Annotated in this window: 15 protein-coding genes; 2 read left to right on the forward strand and 13 right to left on the reverse strand. The window is 67.5% G+C overall.

Features of this window, described 5'->3' with window-relative positions; all coding sequences use genetic code 11:
• Nucleotides 1-64 precede the first annotated feature (64 nt).
• The 11 genes from ACPYIS_RS03750 to ACPYIS_RS03800 all read right to left on the reverse strand — a co-directional run bounded on the left by ACPYIS_RS03750 (nucleotide 65) and on the right by ACPYIS_RS03800 (nucleotide 13,089).
• On the reverse strand, nucleotides 65-1,561 hold the full coding sequence (locus ACPYIS_RS03750) for an aldehyde dehydrogenase (RefSeq protein ID WP_424860032.1): 1,497 nt from the start codon (nucleotides 1,559-1,561) through the stop codon (nucleotides 65-67).
• Between the two features lie 125 nt (nucleotides 1,562-1,686).
• Nucleotides 1,687-3,237, reverse strand: a complete 1,551-nt coding sequence (locus tag ACPYIS_RS03755) for a protein adenylyltransferase SelO (RefSeq protein ID WP_424860031.1) — start codon at nucleotides 3,235-3,237, stop codon at nucleotides 1,687-1,689.
• Nucleotides 3,238-3,340: 103 nt separating this feature from the next.
• Complete coding sequence (locus ACPYIS_RS03760; protein ID WP_424895054.1) at nucleotides 3,341-4,177, reverse strand: ABC transporter permease; 837 nt, start codon at nucleotides 4,175-4,177, stop codon at nucleotides 3,341-3,343.
• A gap of 12 nt (nucleotides 4,178-4,189) precedes the next feature.
• Nucleotides 4,190-5,122, reverse strand: coding sequence for an ABC transporter permease (locus ACPYIS_RS03765; RefSeq protein WP_424860029.1), 933 nt, complete (start codon nucleotides 5,120-5,122; stop codon nucleotides 4,190-4,192).
• Nucleotides 5,123-5,160: 38 nt separating this feature from the next.
• Entirely contained in the window at nucleotides 5,161-5,298 is a 138-nt protein-coding gene (locus ACPYIS_RS03770) for a TOBE domain-containing protein (RefSeq protein WP_425974096.1), read from the reverse strand.
• A 46-nt stretch (nucleotides 5,299-5,344) separates the two neighbouring features.
• Nucleotides 5,345-6,841, reverse strand: coding sequence for an IS5 family transposase (locus tag ACPYIS_RS03775; RefSeq protein WP_425973569.1), 1,497 nt, complete (start codon nucleotides 6,839-6,841; stop codon nucleotides 5,345-5,347).
• An 83-nt stretch (nucleotides 6,842-6,924) separates the two neighbouring features.
• Nucleotides 6,925-7,914, reverse strand: a complete 990-nt coding sequence (locus tag ACPYIS_RS03780; protein ID WP_425973882.1) for an ABC transporter ATP-binding protein — start codon at nucleotides 7,912-7,914, stop codon at nucleotides 6,925-6,927.
• Nucleotides 7,915-8,042: 128 nt separating this feature from the next.
• Entirely contained in the window at nucleotides 8,043-9,209 is a 1,167-nt protein-coding gene (locus ACPYIS_RS03785; protein WP_299021156.1) for an extracellular solute-binding protein, read from the reverse strand.
• Nucleotides 9,210-9,331: 122 nt separating this feature from the next.
• Entirely contained in the window at nucleotides 9,332-10,750 is a 1,419-nt protein-coding gene (locus tag ACPYIS_RS03790; RefSeq protein WP_299021153.1) for an aspartate aminotransferase family protein, read from the reverse strand.
• Between the two features lie 30 nt (nucleotides 10,751-10,780).
• Nucleotides 10,781-12,151, reverse strand: coding sequence for a glutamine synthetase family protein (locus tag ACPYIS_RS03795; RefSeq protein WP_425973883.1), 1,371 nt, complete (start codon nucleotides 12,149-12,151; stop codon nucleotides 10,781-10,783).
• A 122-nt stretch (nucleotides 12,152-12,273) separates the two neighbouring features.
• The gene (locus ACPYIS_RS03800; RefSeq protein ID WP_299021144.1) at nucleotides 12,274-13,089 is read right to left on the reverse strand and encodes a gamma-glutamyl-gamma-aminobutyrate hydrolase family protein; all 816 of its coding nucleotides are present in this window, start codon (nucleotides 13,087-13,089) and stop codon (nucleotides 12,274-12,276) included.
• A gap of 113 nt (nucleotides 13,090-13,202) precedes the next feature.
• Here ACPYIS_RS03800 and ACPYIS_RS03805 point away from each other — a divergent pair, with 113 nt between their 5' ends.
• The gene (locus ACPYIS_RS03805; protein WP_424895234.1) at nucleotides 13,203-14,696 is read left to right on the forward strand and encodes a PLP-dependent aminotransferase family protein; all 1,494 of its coding nucleotides are present in this window, start codon (nucleotides 13,203-13,205) and stop codon (nucleotides 14,694-14,696) included.
• Here ACPYIS_RS03805 and ACPYIS_RS03810 read toward each other — a convergent pair.
• A complete protein-coding gene (locus tag ACPYIS_RS03810; RefSeq protein ID WP_424860027.1) occupies nucleotides 14,676-15,659 on the reverse strand; it encodes an HAD-IIA family hydrolase in 984 nt (327 codons plus the stop codon). The two genes, ACPYIS_RS03805 and ACPYIS_RS03810, sit on opposite strands and share 21 nt — an antisense overlap.
• A 38-nt stretch (nucleotides 15,660-15,697) precedes the next feature.
• A complete protein-coding gene (locus ACPYIS_RS03815; RefSeq protein ID WP_424860026.1) occupies nucleotides 15,698-17,020 on the reverse strand; it encodes an NAD(P)/FAD-dependent oxidoreductase in 1,323 nt (440 codons plus the stop codon).
• A gap of 233 nt (nucleotides 17,021-17,253) precedes the next feature.
• Between ACPYIS_RS03815 and ACPYIS_RS03820 the strand changes: the two genes are divergently transcribed.
• Complete coding sequence (locus ACPYIS_RS03820) at nucleotides 17,254-19,170, forward strand: PhoX family protein (protein WP_424860025.1); 1,917 nt, start codon at nucleotides 17,254-17,256, stop codon at nucleotides 19,168-19,170.
• Nucleotides 19,171-19,175: the final 5 nt, after the last annotated feature.

The following is a 19,175-nucleotide window of genomic DNA, read 5'->3' on the forward strand; positions in this document are numbered from 1 at the left end:
CGCTGCGGATGATAGCGGCGGCCGACACGCCCACACGAACTGCGCCCACCCCCGGGCGGGACTGTCACGCCGACAGCGGATCGTCGATGCGAATCCAGGTGGTTTTGAGTTCGGTGTATTTATCCAGCGCATGCAGCGACTTGTCACGCCCGATGCCGCTTTGCCGAAAACCGCCAAATGGCACGGTGATGTCGTCCTCGTCGTACTGGTTGACGTGCACCGTGCCGGCGCGCAGCGCGCGCGCCACCGCGTGCGCCTTATTGAGGTCACGCGTCCACACCGCCGCCTGTAGGCCGTAAATGCTGTCGTTGGCCTGCCGTACCGCGTCGGCCAGGTCGGTGAAGGTGATGACCGACAGCACGGGGCCGAAGATCTCCTCGCGCGCGATGGTCATGGTATTGGTCACCCCGTCGAAGACCGTGGGCTGCACGTAGCAGCCGCCCGGCACTGGCTCGACTGCCTGCCCCCCGGCAAGCAGGCGTGCGCCTTCGGCCTGGCCCTGCTCGATGTAGCGCAGCACGGTGTCGAGCTGGATGCGGTCGACAATGGCGCCCATGATCGTCTGTGGCTCCAGCGGGTTGGCGGGCTGGTAGCGCGGCACCAGCGCCAGCGCTTTTTCCAGGAAGGCCTCCTTGATACTGGCCTCGACGAACAGCCGCGACGGTGCGTTGCAGCTCTCGCCCTGGTTGAAAAAGATGCTGGAGACGGCGGCCTCGACCGCCCGGTCCAGATCGGGACAGTCGGCACACACGATGTTGGGTGACTTGCCGCCCAGCTCGGTCCAGGCGCGCTTGAGGTTGCTCTGGCCCGCCATGACGTGGATTTGCTTGCCCACCCGCGTGCTGCCAGTAAAGGCGATGGCGTCGACATCCATGTGCAGGGCCAGGGCACTGCCCGCCTCGGGCCCGTAACCAGGTACGACGTTGAGCACGCCGGGCGGCAGGCCGGCCTCCAGCGCCAGCTCGGCCAGGCGCAGCGCGGTCAGGGGCGACTTTTCGCTCGGCTTGAGCACCACCGAATTGCCCGCGGCCAGGGCGGGCGCGATTTTCCACGCCGCCATCAACAGCGGATAGTTCCACGGCACGATGATGCCAACCACCCCGACTGGCTCGCGCGTGATCAGCGCCAGCGCAGTGCGTGGAGTAGGCGCGATTTCGTCGTAGATCTTGTCCACCGCCTCGCCGTACCAGCGGATGCAATTGGCCGCGCTGTGCACGTCCACGCTCTTGGCGTAACGGATGGGTTTGCCCATGTCCAGCGTCTCGGTCAGCGCCAGCTCGTCGGCGTGGGCCAGCAGCCGCTCGGCCAGGCGGATGAGCACGCGTTTGCGCGCCGCCGGGGCTTGGCCACACCAACGCCGGTCCTCGAACGCGCGCCGCGCCGCCGCCACCGCCGCGTCGATGTCGGCCGGGCCGCCGCGCGCCACGGTGGTCAACAGCCGCCCGTCGATGGGCGAAAGGCAGTCGAATGTGCGGCCGTCGGCCGCCTCGACCCGGCGGCCGTCGATGACAGCGCGGCCATCGAGCGCCGGGGTGACAGCGGGGGTGGGGGTTTCGGGCATGGTCAAGGCTCCTTCGGATGGTGCGTCCTATCCTACGGCAGCGCGGGCGCGCCTGGCGCAGCCACTTGCGGCACGCACTGGTGGTCCGCTTTCGCGCCCGTGACAGGTCGTCCTACACTGCCGTCCTAGGTGCCGCAAAAGGTGCGATAGCGGCGAGCAGTCATGGGATCGGCCGGTTGGGCATAGCGCTCGAGCCCCGGGCGCTCATCAAACGGCTGCTGCACCACGGACAGCAGCGCCTCGAACGGGGCCATATCGCCCTCGTCGCTGGCGGCGCGCAGCGCTTCCTCCACGCGCTGGTTGCGCGGGATATAAATCGGGTTGACGCACCGCATGGCGTGCGCCCAGTCCGTGGGGGACCCGTGCGCGTTGCGCTGCAGGCGCGCTTGCCAGCGCACGAGCCATGCATCCAGCGCCGCCACATCGGCAAACAGCGCGGCCAGTGGCTGCGCCGCTGACGACGACGCGCGCGCCGGTTGGGTGTCGAGTGCCGCCGCCAAATCGCTCAAGCGCCGGTGCGCCAGCGTCCAATCCACCGCTTGCGCGTGCAGCAGGTGCAGCCAGTCGTCGATGAGCGCCTGGTCTGCGCCGTCCAGCGCGGCATCGGTCGGCGGCGCCTCACCCGCTTGCCAGCCCAGTTTGGCCCGCATGATCGCCAGCCAATGGTGCCGGTAGCGCGCGCCAAAGCGCTCGATCGCGGCCTGAGCCAGGGCCAGCGCGGCCTCTTCGTCGGGATGCAGCAGTGGCAACAAGGCCTCAGCCAGCCGTGCCAGGTTCCACTGCGCCATGCGCGGTTGGTTGCCCCAGGCATAGCGGCCGCCATGGTCGATGGAGCTGAACACCGTCTGCGGATCGAACGCCTCCATGAACGCGCATGGGCCGTAGTCGATCGTCTCGCCGGAGAGCGTCATGTTGTCCGTGTTCATGACGCCGTGGATGAAGCCCAACCCCATCCACTGGGCCACCAGCGCCGCCTGCCGCTCGCACGCGCCTTCCAGCAGCGCCACATACGGCTGCTCATGCGGCCCGGGGTCGTGGCGCTGCAAGGTGTGGTCGGCCAAGCGCCGCAGCAGCTCCACATCCCCACTGGCCGCTACCCACTGAAAGGTGCCGACCCGGATGTGGCTCGCCGCCACGCGCACCAGCACCGCGCCCGGCACACGCTGGGGCAAGCCGTCCACCTCGCGCCAGATCGTCTCACCGGTGGCGACGACGGCGAGCGACCGGCTGGTGGGCACGCCCAACGCGTGCATGGCTTCGCTGATCAGATATTCCCGCAGCATCGGCCCCAGCGCCGCCTTGCCGTCACCGCCGCGCGCAAAGGGGGTGCGCCCAGAGCCCTTGAGCGCCACGTCGCGCAGGCGGCGATGGCGGTCGAGCACCTCGCCCAGCAACAGGGCGCGCCCGTCCCCCAGGCGCGGCACATAGCCGCCGAACTGGTGGCCGGCGTACCCCTGCGCGACGGTGCGCACCTCTGGCGGCCACCCTTGACCACACAGCAAGGCCGCGCCCTCGGGCCCGCGCAACCGTTCGGCAGGCCAACCGAGTTCGGCCGCCAGCGCATCATTGAAGACTACGAGCGCGGGCTGTGGCACCGGTGCCGCCCGCCACGGGATGCACAACGGGGCGAGTTCGGTGGCGTAGCGGTGCTGCAAACCCGGCATGGCGTCGATCATGCCGCCAAGGGTAGCGACAGCGGGGCCCGACACAGCGACGGCCGCGTCAAGACCCTATCGCGCACCGGCCCTCCCGGTGATGCGGCACGCTGACGGTTGGGGCTCAGGCACGGGTGGCGGCTGCGATCTCGCGCTCGCGCCGACGCGTGTTGCGCGCCACCCACAACGCGTAGCTGACGATGACCGCCGTCACCACTGCAATCAGGATCGTGGCCGCGGCGTAGATGGTGGGGTTGATGCCGCGCCGCGCGTAGCCGAAGATGACCTGCGGCAGCGTGTTGACACCGGGGCCCGACAAAAACTCCGAGATCACCACGTCGTCGAACGACAGCGTAAACGACAGCAGAAATGCCGCCAGCACGGCAGGCGCGATGTTGGGCAGCGTCACCAGAAAGAACACCTGGTGCGGGCGCGCACCCAGGTCCATGGCGGCTTCTTCGATGCGGCGGTCCATCTCGAGCAGGCGCGACTGCACCACCACCATGGCATATGCCATGCCCATGAGCGTGTGGCCCAGGACGATGGTGAGCATGCCACGCTGCGGCCAGCCGAAGACGTTTTGCGCGCCCACCATCAGCAACAGCAGGGACAGGCCAATGATCACCTCTGGCATGACCAGCGGCGCGTTGACCATGCCCGAAAACACCGTTCGGCCCCAGAAGCGCCGGTAGCGCACCAGCACGAAGGCGGCGAACGTGCCCAGCACCGCCGACAGCACGCCGGTCGTCAGCGCCACTTTGAGCGACACGAAGAACCCGTTGACGATTTTGGTGTCGGCCAGTAGCGCCTCGTACCAGCGCAGCGAGAAGCCGGTGAACACCGCGTCTTGCCGCGTGCTGTTGAACGAAAAGACGATCATGAACAGCAGCGGGGCGTACAAAAACGCGTACACCAGCAGCAACCAGCCTTTGCCAAAGTGGCGTCCGAGCCAACGCGTCATGGCGACTCCCCTTCAGTGTGCGGCGCGCTCGCCGCTGTAGCGGTAGTAGATGGCCAGCGGCACGACGATGAGCGCGATCATGACCACCGCCAGCGCCGCGGCCCGCGGCCAGTTGTTGGCGGTAAACATCTCGTCCCACACCACGCGGCCGATCATCAGGTTCTCCGGGCCGCCCAGCAGCGAGGGGATGACGAACTCGCCCACCGACGGGATGAACACCAGCATGAAGCCCGCGATGATGCCGGCCTTGGACAGCGGTACCGTCACCAACCAGAACGCCTTCCAGGGCGTGGCACCCAGGTCGTAGGCGGCCTCGAGCAGCCGCCAGTCCATCTTGACCAGGTTGGCGTACAGCGGCAGCACCATGAAGGGCAAGTACACATACGTCATGCCCACCAGCATCGACACGTTGGTGTAGAGCAGGTGCAGCGGCTCATCGATCACGCCCAGCGCCATGAGCGCGCGGTTGAGGATGCCCGCGTCGGCCAAAATGCCCTTCCAGGCGTAGACGCGCAGCAGAAAAGAGGTCCAAAACGGCAGCATCACCAGCAGCAGCAGCGCCGGGCGCACCGCGGGCGCGCTGCGGGCGATGAAATACGCGAACGGATACCCGATCAAGAGGCACAGCGTCGCCGTGATGGCTGCATACAGCAGCGAGCGCGCGTACGCTTCGACGTACAGCGTCTGAAACAGCGGACCGTCCCACTGCGCTTTGAAGATGCTCCAGTAGTTTTCGTACTTCAGGCGCAGCACGCCGGTTTCAGCGTCCCACAAGGGCTGGAACGGGTCGATGCCGTCACCCATGTCGACGAAGCTGATGTAGAGCAGGATCAGGAACGGCAGTGCAAAAAAGACCGTCAGCCAGCCAAACGGCACGGCAATGACGAAACGCCGCCCGGGCATCGGCAGCGGCGCGGCGCGCTCGGGGGTGGAGGGGTGACTCATGATGGCGCAGGCAGTGGGGATGCGGACATGCGCCGCGGTCAGTCGCGCAGCACGACACCAGCGGTGTCGCTCCACCAGAACCAAACCTCGTCCTCCCAGGTGATGTCGGACAGGTCGTGGCGCGAGGTATTGGCTTCGGTGATCTTGACTTTTTGTCCCTGCGGTGTGACGACGATGTAGCTGTTGTACGAGCCGAAGTAGTCGTCCCTGAAAAATTCATTTTCACGCCGCCCTTAGCCGCAGCTGGGCAGGGTTGGCGCCACTGGTCTCGGTTGGCCGCCGCTGGGCGAGCCACCGGCCGATGAGGCGCACGGCCGCAATGAGGCGCAAAAAAGCTCGCCTCAAGAAGGGCACGCCCTTGTTGGCGATCATGCGCAGCAGCCAGCGGATGTTGTAGCCCGCCGCGCACAGCACCGCGTGCAGCCGGTCACCCTGCTCGCCCTTGAGGTGGCACCTGTCCATGCGGTGATCCTGCTTCAAGTGCCCGATGACCGGCTCGATGGCCTGGCGGCGCTTGAGCAGTCTGCGCTCCTCGTGCGTCAGGCGCTTGATCTTGCCGCGGTGCACCAGGCGCACATCCGCAATGTCGGCCTCCACCCCGCGGTAGCCCAAGTCGGCATAGGCCGTGTTGGGCTTGATGCCGCTGTCCTGCATCAGGATCGTGGCCTGCTCCAGCTGCGCTTGCAGCGTGTGCCCGTCGTAGGGGTTGCCATGGAAGGCCCGGGCTCCGACGATGAGGCTGTGCTTCAGGGTGCTGGCAATGCCGACCTTGACGCCGAACTCGTAAGGGCAGCGGGCCTTGCCCTTGTTGATGCACTCCACCTCCGGCGCGTGCCAGGCGTAGAGCTTTCGAGTCCCGTCGGCGGTCTTTCGGTTGGCAGTCTGCGCCACCAGACGCGCTGCCTTGTTGAGGGTGTGGCCAAGAGCGCTCTGGATGGCCTGCCCCAGGCGGCTGGCCTTGCGCTCGATCTCCCGCTGCAGCCTGGCCACGATGGTGCGCTGACGCTTGATGACCCGGCGCATGCGCGCAAACTGCCGCGCGTGCGCATAGCGTCCTGCCTTGCGGGCCAGCTCCTTGCCTTCCTTGGCAAAGGTCTGCTTCAAGGCGATGCCGGCGGCCTTGGCCGCCTCCACCAGCTTGGTGCGTGCCGTCTCCAGCAGCCGGCTGTCGGTCGGATGGGCCACCGCCTTGGGTTGTACGGTGGTGTCCACCACCACGCGCTTGAGTTCCTGCGGCTTGATGAGTCCGGTTTCCACCGCCACGTTGATCGTCTGCGCCAGGAGTTCTTCCACCCCCTCCTCGCCCAGCAGCCGGCGAAACTTCACCAGCGTCGTGGCGTCACACGGCAGCCGGTCCTCGTAGTAGGCCAGACCCGAGAAGTACTGCCAGCGCGGCGTGTCGCGCCAACGCTCCACCACCCCTTCGTCCGACTCGTTGAAGGCGTGCTTCAGATACAGCAGCGCGATCATCACGCGCAGCGGCACGCGGGGTCGGCCTGCGTTGGACGCCCGAGCTGCGCGCACCGGAGATTCGCCAAAGAGGTCCAGATCGGGCATGGCCACCCCAGAGCGCGCTTTGCGCATGAACAGGTGCGACAGCCTTGCTTCCAACTCCTGCCACGGCATGCGTGAGGACAACACCGCCAGCGGATGGCGCAGGTCGATCATCTGATCGAGCCGGGCGCGGAAGAAGTCCTCGGTGGCGGGGCAGGCAAACATCGCAAAACTCCCAGAAAACGGCGCATCAGACCATCAAATCTGGGGGAAATTGTACTCGCAAACAGACAATAACACAAGAAAAATCATGAGGTTATGAATATTTCAGGGGCGACGAAGTAGGCAATCTCTTTGACCCGGCCCTGAAACAGGTTGCACGGCACGCCCTCGGGTCGGGTCTTGGCGATCTCGATCTTTTCTGGCCGCACCGCGACGCTGATGGGCATCCCGACGGTGCCAGTGGTGCCGTGCCCGACGTGGATGACGCCCAACGGGGTGGACACAGCGCAGTGGTCGGGCTCATCGATGCTGAGTGTGCCGTCGAACAGATTGACGCTGCCGATGAAGTCGGCCACGAAGCGATTGGCCGGAAACTCGTACATTTCCTGCGGGGTGCCGATCTGCAATACCCGGCCCTTGCTCATGACCGCGATACGGCTGGCCATGGTCATGGCCTCTTCCTGGTCGTGCGTGACCATGACGCAGGTCACGCCCACCTGCTCGATGATGTTGACGAGCTCGAACTGGGTCTGCTCGCGCAGTTTTTTGTCCAGCGCCCCCAGCGGCTCATCGAGCAGCAGCAGCTTGGGCCGCTTGGCCAGACTGCGCGCCAGCGCCACGCGCTGCTGCTGCCCACCCGAGAGCTGGTGCGGCTTGCGTCGTGCGTACGCGCTCAGTTGCACCAGCGCCAGCATGTCGCTCACGCGCTTGTCGATTTCGGCCTTGGGCAGCCCCTCGCGCTTGAGGCCGAAGGCGACGTTTTCCCAGATGTCCAGATGCGGAAAGAGCGCGTAACTCTGAAACATCATGTTGACCGGCCGCTCATACGGGGGCAGACCGGCGACGTCCTGCCCGCCGAGCAGGATGCGCCCGGAAGTCGGGGTCTCGAACCCCGCCAACATGCGCAGCAGGGTGGATTTGCCGCAGCCCGAGCTGCCCAGCAGCGCAAAGATTTCTCCCTTGCGCACCGACAACGACACCTCGTCAACGGCCAGCGCCTCGTCGAAGCGCTTGACGAGCTTTTCGGTGACCAAGTAGTTTTCCCGTTCAGCGGGAGCACGGGACGGTTCGGCCATGACGGATCACACTCCTGCGGGTCACGCGACCCAGGGGTCGGTCAGAGAAAGAAAACGGGCTGTTCATACCCTCGGCACGAACAGCCCGGTGCTCATCGGTGGTGCATCCGCACACCGTTTGGGCGCGTTTACTTGCCGCGCTTGAACGCGTTGTAGGCCGACGCCATCGCCTCGCGCGCTTCGTTGGTGAAGCTGCTGGGCTGGATCAACTTGGGCATGTAGTCCGCCGGCGGGAAGATCGACGGGTTGTTGGCCACCTCGGGCTTGATCAGATCGCGACCCTTCGTGTTGCCGGTGTTGTAGCCCATCTCGTTGGCCATGGCAGCGGCGTTTTCCGGCTTGAGGAAGAAGTTGATGAACGCGTGTGCGTTGTTGGGGTGCTTGGCGTCCTTGAGGATCGCCATGGTGTCGAAGAAGGCCAACGCCCCGGTGGAGGGCAGCAGCGCGACGATCTCGTCCTTGGAGCCGGTCTCGGCCGCGCGCCCGGCGGCGATGTTGATGTCACCCGCCCAGCCGATGACGGCGCACGCCTTGCCGCTGGCAATATCGTCGATCATGGTCGAGCTGAAGATGCGGATGTCTTTGCGCACCTTCATGAGCATGTCCACCGCGGCCTTGTAGTCGGCCGGGTCGTTGGAGTAGGCATCCTTGCCGATGTAGTGCAGCGCCACCGGAATGATTTCGGTGGGCGAATCGAGGTAGGCGATGCCGCACGACTTGAGCTTGGCGGTGTACTTGGGGTCGAACACCAGGTCCCAGGCGTTCTCTGGCATCGGCATGCCGCCCAGCGCCTTCTCGACCTTTTGCTTGTTGATGCCCACCGTCGTGAAACTCCACGCCCACGGCACCAGGTGTTGGTTGCCCGGATCGACGCGCTCGAGCACCTTCATGACGCCCGCGTCGAGGTTACCGTAGTTGGGGATCTTGGCCTTGTCCAGCGGTTGGAACATGCCGGCTTCGATCTGCGGCTTGGCGAACACGCTGCCGGGCACGACGATGTCGTAGCCGGTGTTGCCCGCCACCAGCTTGGCGTGCAGGGCCTCGTTGGTCTCGAACGTGTCGTAGTTGACCTTGATGCCCGTTTCCTTCTCGAAAGCCTCGAGCATGCCGTCCGGAATGTAATCCGGCCAGTTATAGATGTTGAGCACTTTCTCGTCATCGAGCACGGGGCCGGCCGGGGCTTGGGCCACCGCGGGTGCGGGCGCCGGTGTCGGTTGGGCGACGGGCTCTTCTTTCTTGCCACAGCCGGCGACGAACGCAGCCGCCATCGCTAGGGCCAACAAGCGCTTCTTCATGTCCACACTCCTGTCCAGAATTCGTGAGAAGGATCGACGGGTTTGCCAAACAAGCACATTGCGGGCCAGATCGGCAGCAGCCTCGAGCCCCACCATGCCGAGTGGGGATTCTAGGGCAGACGCTATCCAATTTTGCCCTGGCGTTGCAAATCCGCCAGCGTCGCGTCCAACGCACGGCGGATCAAGCCGATCATCTCGTCGATGTCGGCACGCGTCATCACCAGCGGCGGCGCGATGATCATGCGGTCGCCCACCGCGCGCATGACCACGCCGGTGTCGAAGCAATGCCCGCGGCACGTCATGCCGACCGCCCATTCTTCGGCAAAACGCGCCAGCGTCGCCTTGTCGCGCACCAGAATGAGGCCCGCGACCATGCCGCAGGTCTCGGTCACGCCCACCAGCGGATGGTCGGCCAATGTCGCAAAGCGCTCGGCCAGATAGGGGCCGGTGTCGGTGCGCACGCGCTCGGGCAGGCCCTCGCGCTGCATCAGGTCGAGGTTGGCCAGCCCCACGGCACACGCCACCGGATGGCCGCTGTAGGTGTAGCCGTGGGTGAACTCGCCGCCGGCGGCCAGCACCTGCGCCACGCGCTCATTGACGAGCACGCCCCCCAGCGGGATGTAGCCGCTGGTCACCCCTTTGGCAAATGTCACCAAGTCCGGCTTGGTACCGAAGCGCTCGTAGGCAAACCAATGCCCGAGGCGGCCGAACGCGCAGATGACTTCGTCCGAGATGAGCAAAATGCCGTACCGCTCGACGATGCGCTGGATCTCGGGCCAGTACGTCTCGGGCGGGATGATGACGCCGCCGGCGCCCTGCACCGGCTCGGCGATGAAGGCCGCCACCTTGTCCGGGCCGACTTCGAGGATTTTCTCCTCCAGCCAGCGCGCGGCGCGCCGGCCAAAGTCGGCTGGCGTCTCGCCTGGCTCGCGCAGGTCCCAGTAGTACGGCTGCTGGATGTGCACGATGCCGGGAATGGGCAAGTCACCCTGCTCGTGCATGCCGGTCATGCCGCCCAGCGAAGCGGCAGCGACGGTCGAGCCGTGGTAGGCATTCCAGCGGCTGATGATGACCTTGCGCTGCGGCTGGCCCATTAGGTCCCAGTACCGGCGCACCAGGCGCACGTTGGTGTCGTTGGCCTCCGAGCCGCTACTGGTGAAGAACACGTGGCTGAAACGCCGCCCGTCCACCGGTGGGGCCAGCTCGCTCAGGCGCGCGGCCAGCCGCACCGGGGGCTCGGTCGTGGTCTGGAAAAAGGTGTTGTAAAACGGCAGCGTCAGCATTTGCCGGTACGCGGCATCGGCCAGCTCGCGCCGGCCGTAGCCGGCGTTGACACACCACAGCCCACTCATGCCGTCCAGAATGCGGTGCCCCTGCGAGTCCCAGATATAGATGCCCTCGGCGCGGGTGATGACGCGCGCGCCCTTGGCCGCCAGCGCCTGATGGTCGGTGAAGGGGTGCAGGTAGTGCGCGCTGTCGAGGGCCTGCAGCGTGCGCGTGGGGTCGCTCGAGAGGGTGGCGGTATCGGCGGGGGCGTTCATGGCGGCAGGCTCCTCGGTGGATCGGGCGGTTCAGACGTGCAGCAGTAGGTGCTCACGCTCCCAGGGCGAGATCACTTTCATGAACTCCTCGAACTCGAGTTCCTTGATCTCGGTGTAGATGGTGATGAAGTCCTCGCCCAGCACGTGGTGCAGGTCGGGCTCCCGGCGCAGCCAGTCCAGCGCTTCGCCCAAGCTGCGCGGCAGCGCATAGGCCGACAGGTAGGCGTCGCCGCGCATCTCGGGCTTGGGCTTGATTTTGTTGACCAGGCCCAAATAGCCGCACGCCAGCGTCATCGCCATGGCGATGTAGGGGTTGGCGTCGGCGCCGATGACGCGGTTTTCCAGCCGGCGCGCCTGCGGCGGCGAGATCGGCGAGCGGATGCCGACGGTGCGGTTGTCGTGCCCCCACTCGATGTTGATGGGCGCGGCGGTATGCCGCGCCAAGCGCCGGTAGCTGTTGACATAGGGAGCCACCAGCGCCATGGCGGCCGGGATGTAGCGCTGCAGCCCGCCGATGTAGTGGTAGAACGCCTCCGAGGGGCTGCCATCCTCATTGCTGAAAATGTTGCGCCCGGTATCCTTGTCGACGATGCTTTGGTGAATGTGCATCGCGCTGCCCGGCTCGCCGGCGATCGGCTTGGCCATGAAAGTGGCGTACATGTCATGGCGCAGCGCGGCTTCGCGCACCGTGCGCTTGAACAAGAATACCTCGTCGGCCAGCGCCAGCGGGTGCGAGTGAAAAAAGTTGATCTCCATCTGCCCCGCGCCGACCTCGTGGATGAGGGTGTCGACGTTGAGCTCCATCTTGTCGCAGTAGTCGTAGATCTCCTCGAACAGGGGATCGAACTCGTTGACGGCGTCGATGGAGTAGGCCTGGCGCGACGTTTCGGCGCGGCCGCTGCGGCCAATCGGCGGGTGCAGCAGCGTGTTGGGGTCGGTGTTGCGCGCGGTCAGGTAAAACTCGAGCTCGGGTGCGACCACGGGCTCTAGGCCCATCGCCTCGTACAGGCCACAGACGTGGCGCAGCACGCTACGCGGCGCATACGGGATGAGCTTGCCGCTGTGGTCGAAGCAGTCGTGAATGACTTGCGCGGTCGGATCACTGGCCCACGGCACGATGCGCGCCGTCGTCGGATCCGGGCGCAGTTGCATGTCGCGGTCGGTGGGCTCGATGACGTCGTAGTACGGCCCGCTCTTGGGCTGCTCGCCGGTCACGCTCATGGCCACGATGGCCTGAGGCAGGCGCATGCCGCGGTCTTCGGTGAATTTCTCGCGCGGCAGGATCTTGCCGCGCGCCACGCCGGTCAGGTCGGGGACCAGGCACTCGACTTCGGTGACGCGCCGCTCGTTGAGCCACTGCTCGAGATCGTTGAAGGATTTGAGGTCTTTGGAACTGCTCATGGGTTGCTCCGTGGTCCCGGATCGGGTGGCGGCGCGTCCAGGGGCCACCACCCCGCTGGGATGACCCGGTGATTCTGGCGCCGAACGCGCGGCGGGCACAACCCCGGGCCCTGGTCAACCGCTCAGGGGAGTTCCGGGGCGGCAGCAAACGCGCGCGCGTCGGCCGCCCGGCGCTGACGCCGCTGACGCAGCGCCTCGCCAAAGGCGCGAAAGATGGCGCTCGACACGGGGTTGTCCCCATAGCGCCACTCGGGGTGCCACTGCACCGCCAGCGCAAAGGCACGCGCGTCGGTGAACTCGACGGCCTCGATGAGCCCATCGGGCGCGTGTGCCACCGCACGCAGCCCCGGCGCCAAGCGCCGGATGCCCTGCCCGTGCAGCGAATTGACGCGCACTACCGGGGCGCCCCCCGCCAGGCCGTGCAGCAGCGAGCCGGGTTGCAGCGTGACGTCGTGGCGCGGGGCGTACTGCTCGTCGATGGGCGCGCCTTTGGGCTCGCGGTGGTCCAGGTGGCCGGGTAGGGTGTGCACCGCCTGGTGCAAGCTGCCACCCAGCGCGACGTTGATCTCTTGAAAGCCGCGACAGATGCCCAACAGCGGGATGCCCGCCGCCAGCGCGTGGCGCACCACGGCCAGCGTCACCTCGTCGCGCGCCTCGTCCAGCGGCAGCGAGGGGTCGGCGACCGCTTCGCCGAAGTGGCGCGGATGGACATTGGACGGCGAGCCGGTGAGCACCACGCCGTCGACCAGCGACAGCAGCGCCGGCACCTCGTCCGCACTGGCGAGCGGAAACATGACAGGCTGCGCCTGCGCGCCAAACTTGACCGCCCGCGCATACTTGTCGCCGAGCAGCAAAAACGGCATCGCGCGCCCGTGGTCACCCAACAGACGGTGGTCTGCCGGCATCCAAACGAAGGGATCAGAAGCGATGTCGATCATGTTACGGTTCATTCTGCGGGCCGATTGGGTGCACAATGGGTGCCACTTGCCCCCATGGCGTGGTGCCACTTCGTGACTGGGCCGCCCCCGACCCCATGACGCAATCTTCGACGCTGCTGGCCGATTTTTTGTTGACCGAGATGGCGCGCCCCGACGGGCCGGCGGGGCCCCACGGCGGCTTGCCGCTGAATCGCCGCCTGTACGAGGCGCTGCGGCGCGCGATGCTCGACGGGCGCTTGTCGGCGGGGGATCGGCTGCCCTCCAGCCGAGAGCTCGCGCAAGACCTCGGACTGTCGCGCAACACCGTGGTGGCGGCATTGGAACAGCTGGGCGCCGAGGGGTATTTGGTCAGCCGCGTGGGCAGCGGCACTTATGTGCACGACCAGCTGCCCCCCCCAGCCCCATCCAGCCGGCGTGCGCGCACGCGCGACGATGCTCGGCTGCCCGGGCTGTCGGCGCGCGGGCGGGTACTCGCCGAGTGCTTCGGTGCACGCGAACTGGAAATCCAACCGTTCACCCCCGGTCCGGCCGACTTCAGCGCCTTTCCGGTGGCGCTGTGGCAGCGGCTGCAAAACCGGCACTGGCGCAGTGCGCGCCCGGAGATGTTGGACTACACCGCCTCCGGCGGCTACGGGCCGCTGCGGCGCGCGGTGGCGGACTATTTGCGCGTCTCGCGCAGCGTGCGCCTGGATGCGGAGCAAGTGCTCATCACCACGGGCACGCAGCAGTCACTGGAGCTGTGTGCATGGCTGCTGGCCGATGTGGGCGACGGGGTGTGGATCGAAGACCCGGCGTACTGGGGTGCGATCAAGGCGTTCACCGCCTGCGGCTTGCAGTGGCTGCCGGTGCCCGTGGACGGCGAGGGGCTCAACCCAGCCGCGGCCAGCGGCCCCGCGCCGCGCCTGATTTACGTGACGCCATCGCACCAGTACCCAACGGGTGCCGTCATGTCGCTGGCGCGGCGGCGCGAGCTGCTGGCGCAGGCGGCGCGCGCCGGGGCGTGGATACTGGAGGACGACTACGACAGCGAATTTCGCTTCGACGGCGCGCCGATCGCGTCGCTCGCGGGGCTGGACGACGATGGCCGCGTGTGCTACCTGGGGACGTTTTCCAAGGTGTTGTATCCGGGCATCAAGCTCGGGTATCTGGTCGCCCCGCGGGGTTTGGTGGAGGCCTTCCGCCAGGCGCATTACGACCTGCACCGCCCAGGCCAACTCCCGCTGCAGGCGGCGCTGGCGGAGTTCATCGAGATGGGGCACTTCGCCGCGGCGCTGCGCCGCTCGCGCCAGACCTACGCCGACCGGCGCGCCCAATTGCTGCGGGCGCTGGAACCCCTGTTGCAAGAGCCCGGCGTGCACATCACCGGTGCGGCACAAGGCTTGCACCTGTGTGTGCGCCTGCCACCTGCGCTGAACGACGCCGCCATCGCCGAGGCCCTGGCCCGACAGGGGATTTCGGTGCGGCCGCTGTCGGCCTACACCCTGCAGCGGCGCGACCTGCGCGGCTTGCTGATTGGCTACGGCTACGCCCAGCCCAGCCAAATCGCCCCCGCTGCCCAGCGCATCGTCACAGCCGTGCGCGAGGCGCTACGCGTGGCGGGCGGCTGAGGCGGCCGGGACGCTCGTCGCTCCCAGGGCGGGCAGCACCCAATGCGGCACGATGCCCGTCAGGTCGCTTGCACGCGCCACGTCGAGCCCCGTGCTCGCGCCCGCACCCGTGACCAGCGCGGCATGCAGGCCCGCCGCCAGCGCACCCAACACATCGGTGTGCAACGTGTCGCCCAGCATCAGCACGCGGGTGCGCGGCAGCGCCACCGGCAGACTGGCCAGCGCGTGCTCAAAAATGGCACCGAACGGCTTTCCTACCCGGTGCACCCCGGCGCCGGTGCGCGCCTCCAGCCCCGCGCACCAACCGCCAGGCTCGCGCACCCAGCCCCCTTCCCACGGTGAGATGAGGTCGGGGTTGGCCACCCACACCGGGCGCGGTTGGGCGCGCAGGCTGCCCTCCAGCCGGGCTTGCGCCGCTTCATCCCAGCCTTGGGCGGCCAAAAACAGCACCGCATCGTCGCCGTCGCGCAGCGGGCCGTCGCAGCGGCGCGCCTGGGCCAGCGGCAGGTCGTGCCAGTCGGCCCCGGGCGGCGCGATAACCGCCCAGCGCCAGTGACCCGGACACGCGTGCAGCGCCTCGGCCGTCACGTCACGGCTGGTGATCCAGTCGGTCTCTGTCAGATCGAAACCCATGGCCCGGTAGCGCGCCACCAACGCCGGTTTGGGGATGCTGGCCGCATTGCTGACGATGCGAAACGGCACGCCCGCTCGGCGCAAAGTGGCCAGCGCCTGCGCCGCGCCGGCGATCGCCCGCTGGCCGACGTTGAGCACGCCAAATGCATCGAACAAAAAGGCATCGTAGTGATCGCGCAATGCGGCCAGCCCCTCGACGAACTGCGCCTGGTGTGCCAGCCGGGGAAGCGCGGGCCACAGCGCCCGCTCGGCCTCGTAGGCCTGCAACAGATACCAGGGGTCGCCCGCAGGGGGCGTATCGGCGGACGGCATCGGCGCAAGGACGTTCATGGCCTCGATTGTCGCCGCCCGCCGCCCCCGCGCACGGCTCAACCCAGCGCGTCGCGCAGCCGGTGCCACGCCATGCCCAGCGCCAGCACCGGCGTGCGCAGCCAGGGCCCGCCGGGAAACGCCTGATGCCGCAGCCGGGTATAGAGGTCGAACCGCTCCGACTGCGCGGTGATGGCCTCGGCCACCAGCCGCCCGGCCAGCCCGGTCAGCGCCACCCCATGGCCGCTGAAGCCCTGCAGGTAATACACGTTGCCGTCCACGCGGCCGAAGTCGGGCGCGCGGTTCATCGTGATATCGACGAACCCACCCCACAGGTGCGTGCTCGCCACCCCAGCCAGCTGCGGGAACACCGCTTGCAGGCGCTGCTGTAGCGTGGCGCGCAGGCGCGGCGGCGTCATGGTGGTGTAGCTGACACGTCCGCCAAAGAGCAGCCGGTGGTCCGCACTGAGCCGGAAATAGTCCAGCACCACGTTGTTGTCACACACCGCCGCCCCGCACGGAATGAGCGACTGTGCCCGCTCGGGCGACAGCGGCTCGGTGGCCAGGATATACGTCCCCACCGGCATGATGCGGGCCGTCAGCCGCGGGGGCAGCACCCCCGGGCCATACTCGGGCAGCAGACAGTTGCCCGCCACCACGGCAAAGTCGGCCTCCACCACGCCGGCGTCGGTGTGCGCCTGCACGCGCGGGCCGCGACGCTCCAGACGCCGCACGGGGCTGTGCTCGTGCAGCAAGGTCCCCGCCTCCTGGGCTGCCCGGGCTAGTCCCAGGGCATAGCGCAACGGGTGCAAATGGCCCGATACCGCTTCGTAGGCCGCCGCCACGTAACGCGGGCTGTCCACGTACTGGCGCACCGCGTCCCCCTCGACCCAAGTGGTGGCAAAACCATAGTCCCGTTCGAGCGATTCCATTTCCTGCCGTAACGCGCGCGCCTTGCGCGGTCGGTCGGCCACGTAGAGGTAGCCGCGCCGCCATTCGCAGTCGATGCGGTAGCGCTGGATGCGCTCTTCGATCAGATCGACCGCCTGCAGCGACAGCGCCCACGCTTGCCGCGCGGCTTCACGACCCAGTTGCGCCTCGAATGGCGCCATGCCACATGCGTAGCCGACGATGGCCTGCCCCCCGTTGCGGCCACTGGCCCCGCTGCCGATGCGATCGGCCTCCAGCAACACGACGCGCCGCCCGCGCTCGGCCAATTCGAGCGCCGCGCTCAAGCCAGAAAACCCACCGCCGACCACCACCACGTCGGCGCGCTGCGTTCCGTGCAAGGGCGGCAGCGCTGGCGGTCGTACCACGCTGGCTTCGTAATAACTGTGGGTATCGCGCTGGGTGTCGGAGCGCAACAAGGAGGGGCGCAGCATACGATGGGGCGGGGACACGTGGCGTTGCACGGGCGGCGAGGACCGCCACCGTGGACCCTAACGATACGCTCAAGCGAGCGCCCGAACGGATCCAATCGACGGCAGAGCAGGGGCGCCAACGCGGGCAACGCCCATCTATCGCCTTCGCCAATCACCGGTTTCATCACGCTGTCATCGTTGGCGTCAACCATACCCGGGTTTCTCGACCACACTCACCCGGAGGTTAGCCCACCATGGCCAAAGATTTTTCGTTGATGGAAGACTCCAACCGCAGCGACAATCCGTCGATTCACGACGTCTCCGACCCCGCCCGGCGGCGGTTCGTGCAGGGGTCGCTCGCCAGCGCAGCCGCGGCCCTGTTCGGTGGCGGCCTGCTGGCCGGCTGCGCCACCGGCGCCGGCTCCACCAAGGCAGCCAACCTAGGCCGCGACATCGGCTTTGCCAGCGTGCCTATGCGCGCGGTGGACGACATCCTGGTACCCCCGGGCTACACCGCGCGCGTGCTCTACCGCTGGGGCGACCCGGTGGGTGTCGCCGGTGCCATGCCCGCGTTCAAGCCGGACGCGACGAACACCGCCGACGAACAAGCCCTGCAGGCCGGCATGCACCACGACGGCATGAGCTACTTCCCGCTCGATGGCAGCAAGCGCGGGCTGCTGGCCATCAACCACGAGTACACCGATGACGGCCTGCTGCACCCGGACGGCATGAAGACCTGGAGCGCCGAGAAGGTGCGCAAGGCGCAGGCCGCGCACGGCGTGTCGATCATCGAGATCGAAGCCGGCCCGAACGGCTGGCGCCAGGTGCTGCCGTCCAAGTACGCGCGCCGCATCACCGCGACCACGCCGATGCTGATCAGCGGCCCGGCCGCCGGCCACACCTGGATGAAGACTGCGGCCGACCCGACGGGCACGCGGGTGCTGGGCACGATCAACAACTGCGCCAACGGCCAGACGCCCTGGGGCACCTACCTGACCTGCGAAGAAAACTTCATCAACTACTTCCACGGCCCGGACCAGCCCGATGCGCACGGCAAGCGCTGGGGCCTGAAGAAAGACGGCGCCGGCTACCGCTGGCACGAATTCGACGAACGCTTCGACGCCACCCGGCACCCCAACGAGCCGAACCGTTTTGGCTGGGTGGTCGAAATCGACCCCATGGACCCGACCATGACGCCGATCAAGCGCACGGCGCTGGGCCGCGCGGCGCACGAGGGCGCCGCGGTGGCGCTGACCGACGACGGCCGCGCCGTGGTGTACATGGGCGAGGACGCGCGCTTCGAATACATCTACAAGTTCGTCAGCCGCGACCGCGTCAAGCCGGGCGGCTTTGCGGCCAACCGCGACCTGCTGGACCACGGCACGCTGTATGTGGCCAAGTTCAACGCCGACGGCAGCGGCGAGTGGCTGCCGCTGGTGCACGACCGCGGTCCGCTGACCGCCGCCAACGGCTTTGCCAACCAGGGCGCGGTGCTGATCCAGGCGCGGCAAGCCAGCGACGCCCTGGGCGCCACCAAGATGGACCGCCCGGAATGGACCGCCGTGGACCCGATCAGCAAAGAGGTCTATTGCACCCTGACCAACAACAGCAACCGCGGCCGCGACAAGAGCCCCGGTGCGGATGCGGCCAACCCGCGCGCCAACAACACCATGGGCCACATCATCCGCTGGAAGGAAAGCGGGGACCTGGACGCCACCCGCTTCACGTGGAACCACTTCGTGATGGCGGGCGACCCGTCGCTGCCGCGCGCCGAGGCCAAGGGCAACATCCGCGGCGACATCTTCGGCAGCCCGGACGGGTTGTGGGTCGATCCGCGCGGCGTGCTGTGGATCCAAACCGACGTGTCCACCTCGACGCTGGGCAAGGGCGACTATGCCAACCTGCCCAACAACCAGATGCTGGCCTGCGACCCGACCAAGGGCGAGATCCGCCGCTTCCTGGTCGGCCCGCGCGGCTGCGAGGTCACCGGCATCGCGATGACGCCGGACCTGCGCACGATGTTCATCAACATCCAGCACCCGGGCGAAAGCCCCAGCGAACGCAGCGACCCGGACGCGCCGACCAAGATCTCGCGCTGGCCGGACGGTGGCCGTCCGCGCTCGGCCACCGTCGTCATCACCAAGAACGACGGCGGCGTCATCGGCCTGTGACCACC

Source organism: Tepidimonas sp. HKU78 (assembly GCF_049860815.1).
GTDB lineage: Bacteria > Pseudomonadota > Gammaproteobacteria > Burkholderiales > Burkholderiaceae_C > Tepidimonas.

Excerpts from the sequence above, each read along its gene's own strand:
- ACPYIS_RS03785 (WP_299021156.1), bottom strand. The coding sequence starts at position 9,209 with ATGAAGAAGCGCTTGTTGGCCCTAGCGATGGCGGCTGCGTTCGTCGCC.
- ACPYIS_RS03765 (WP_424860029.1), bottom strand. The coding sequence starts at position 5,122 with ATGAGTCACCCCTCCACCCCCGAGCGCGCCGCGCCGCTGCCGATGCCC.
- ACPYIS_RS03795 (WP_425973883.1), bottom strand. The coding sequence starts at position 12,151 with ATGAGCAGTTCCAAAGACCTCAAATCCTTCAACGATCTCGAGCAGTGG.
- ACPYIS_RS03815 (WP_424860026.1), bottom strand. The coding sequence starts at position 17,020 with ATGCTGCGCCCCTCCTTGTTGCGCTCCGACACCCAGCGCGATACCCAC.
- ACPYIS_RS03755 (WP_424860031.1), bottom strand. The coding sequence starts at position 3,237 with ATGATCGACGCCATGCCGGGTTTGCAGCACCGCTACGCCACCGAACTC.
- ACPYIS_RS03800 (WP_299021144.1), bottom strand. The coding sequence starts at position 13,089 with ATGATCGACATCGCTTCTGATCCCTTCGTTTGGATGCCGGCAGACCAC.
- ACPYIS_RS03810 (WP_424860027.1), bottom strand. The coding sequence starts at position 15,659 with ATGAACGTCCTTGCGCCGATGCCGTCCGCCGATACGCCCCCTGCGGGC.
- ACPYIS_RS03750 (WP_424860032.1), bottom strand. The coding sequence starts at position 1,561 with ATGCCCGAAACCCCCACCCCCGCTGTCACCCCGGCGCTCGATGGCCGC.
- ACPYIS_RS03820 (WP_424860025.1), top strand. The coding sequence starts at position 17,254 with ATGGCCAAAGATTTTTCGTTGATGGAAGACTCCAACCGCAGCGACAAT.
- ACPYIS_RS03780 (WP_425973882.1), bottom strand. The coding sequence starts at position 7,914 with ATGGCCGAACCGTCCCGTGCTCCCGCTGAACGGGAAAACTACTTGGTC.
- ACPYIS_RS03775 (WP_425973569.1), bottom strand. The coding sequence starts at position 6,841 with ATGTTTGCCTGCCCCGCCACCGAGGACTTCTTCCGCGCCCGGCTCGAT.
- ACPYIS_RS03790 (WP_299021153.1), bottom strand. The coding sequence starts at position 10,750 with ATGAACGCCCCCGCCGATACCGCCACCCTCTCGAGCGACCCCACGCGC.
- ACPYIS_RS03760 (WP_424895054.1), bottom strand. The coding sequence starts at position 4,177 with ATGACGCGTTGGCTCGGACGCCACTTTGGCAAAGGCTGGTTGCTGCTG.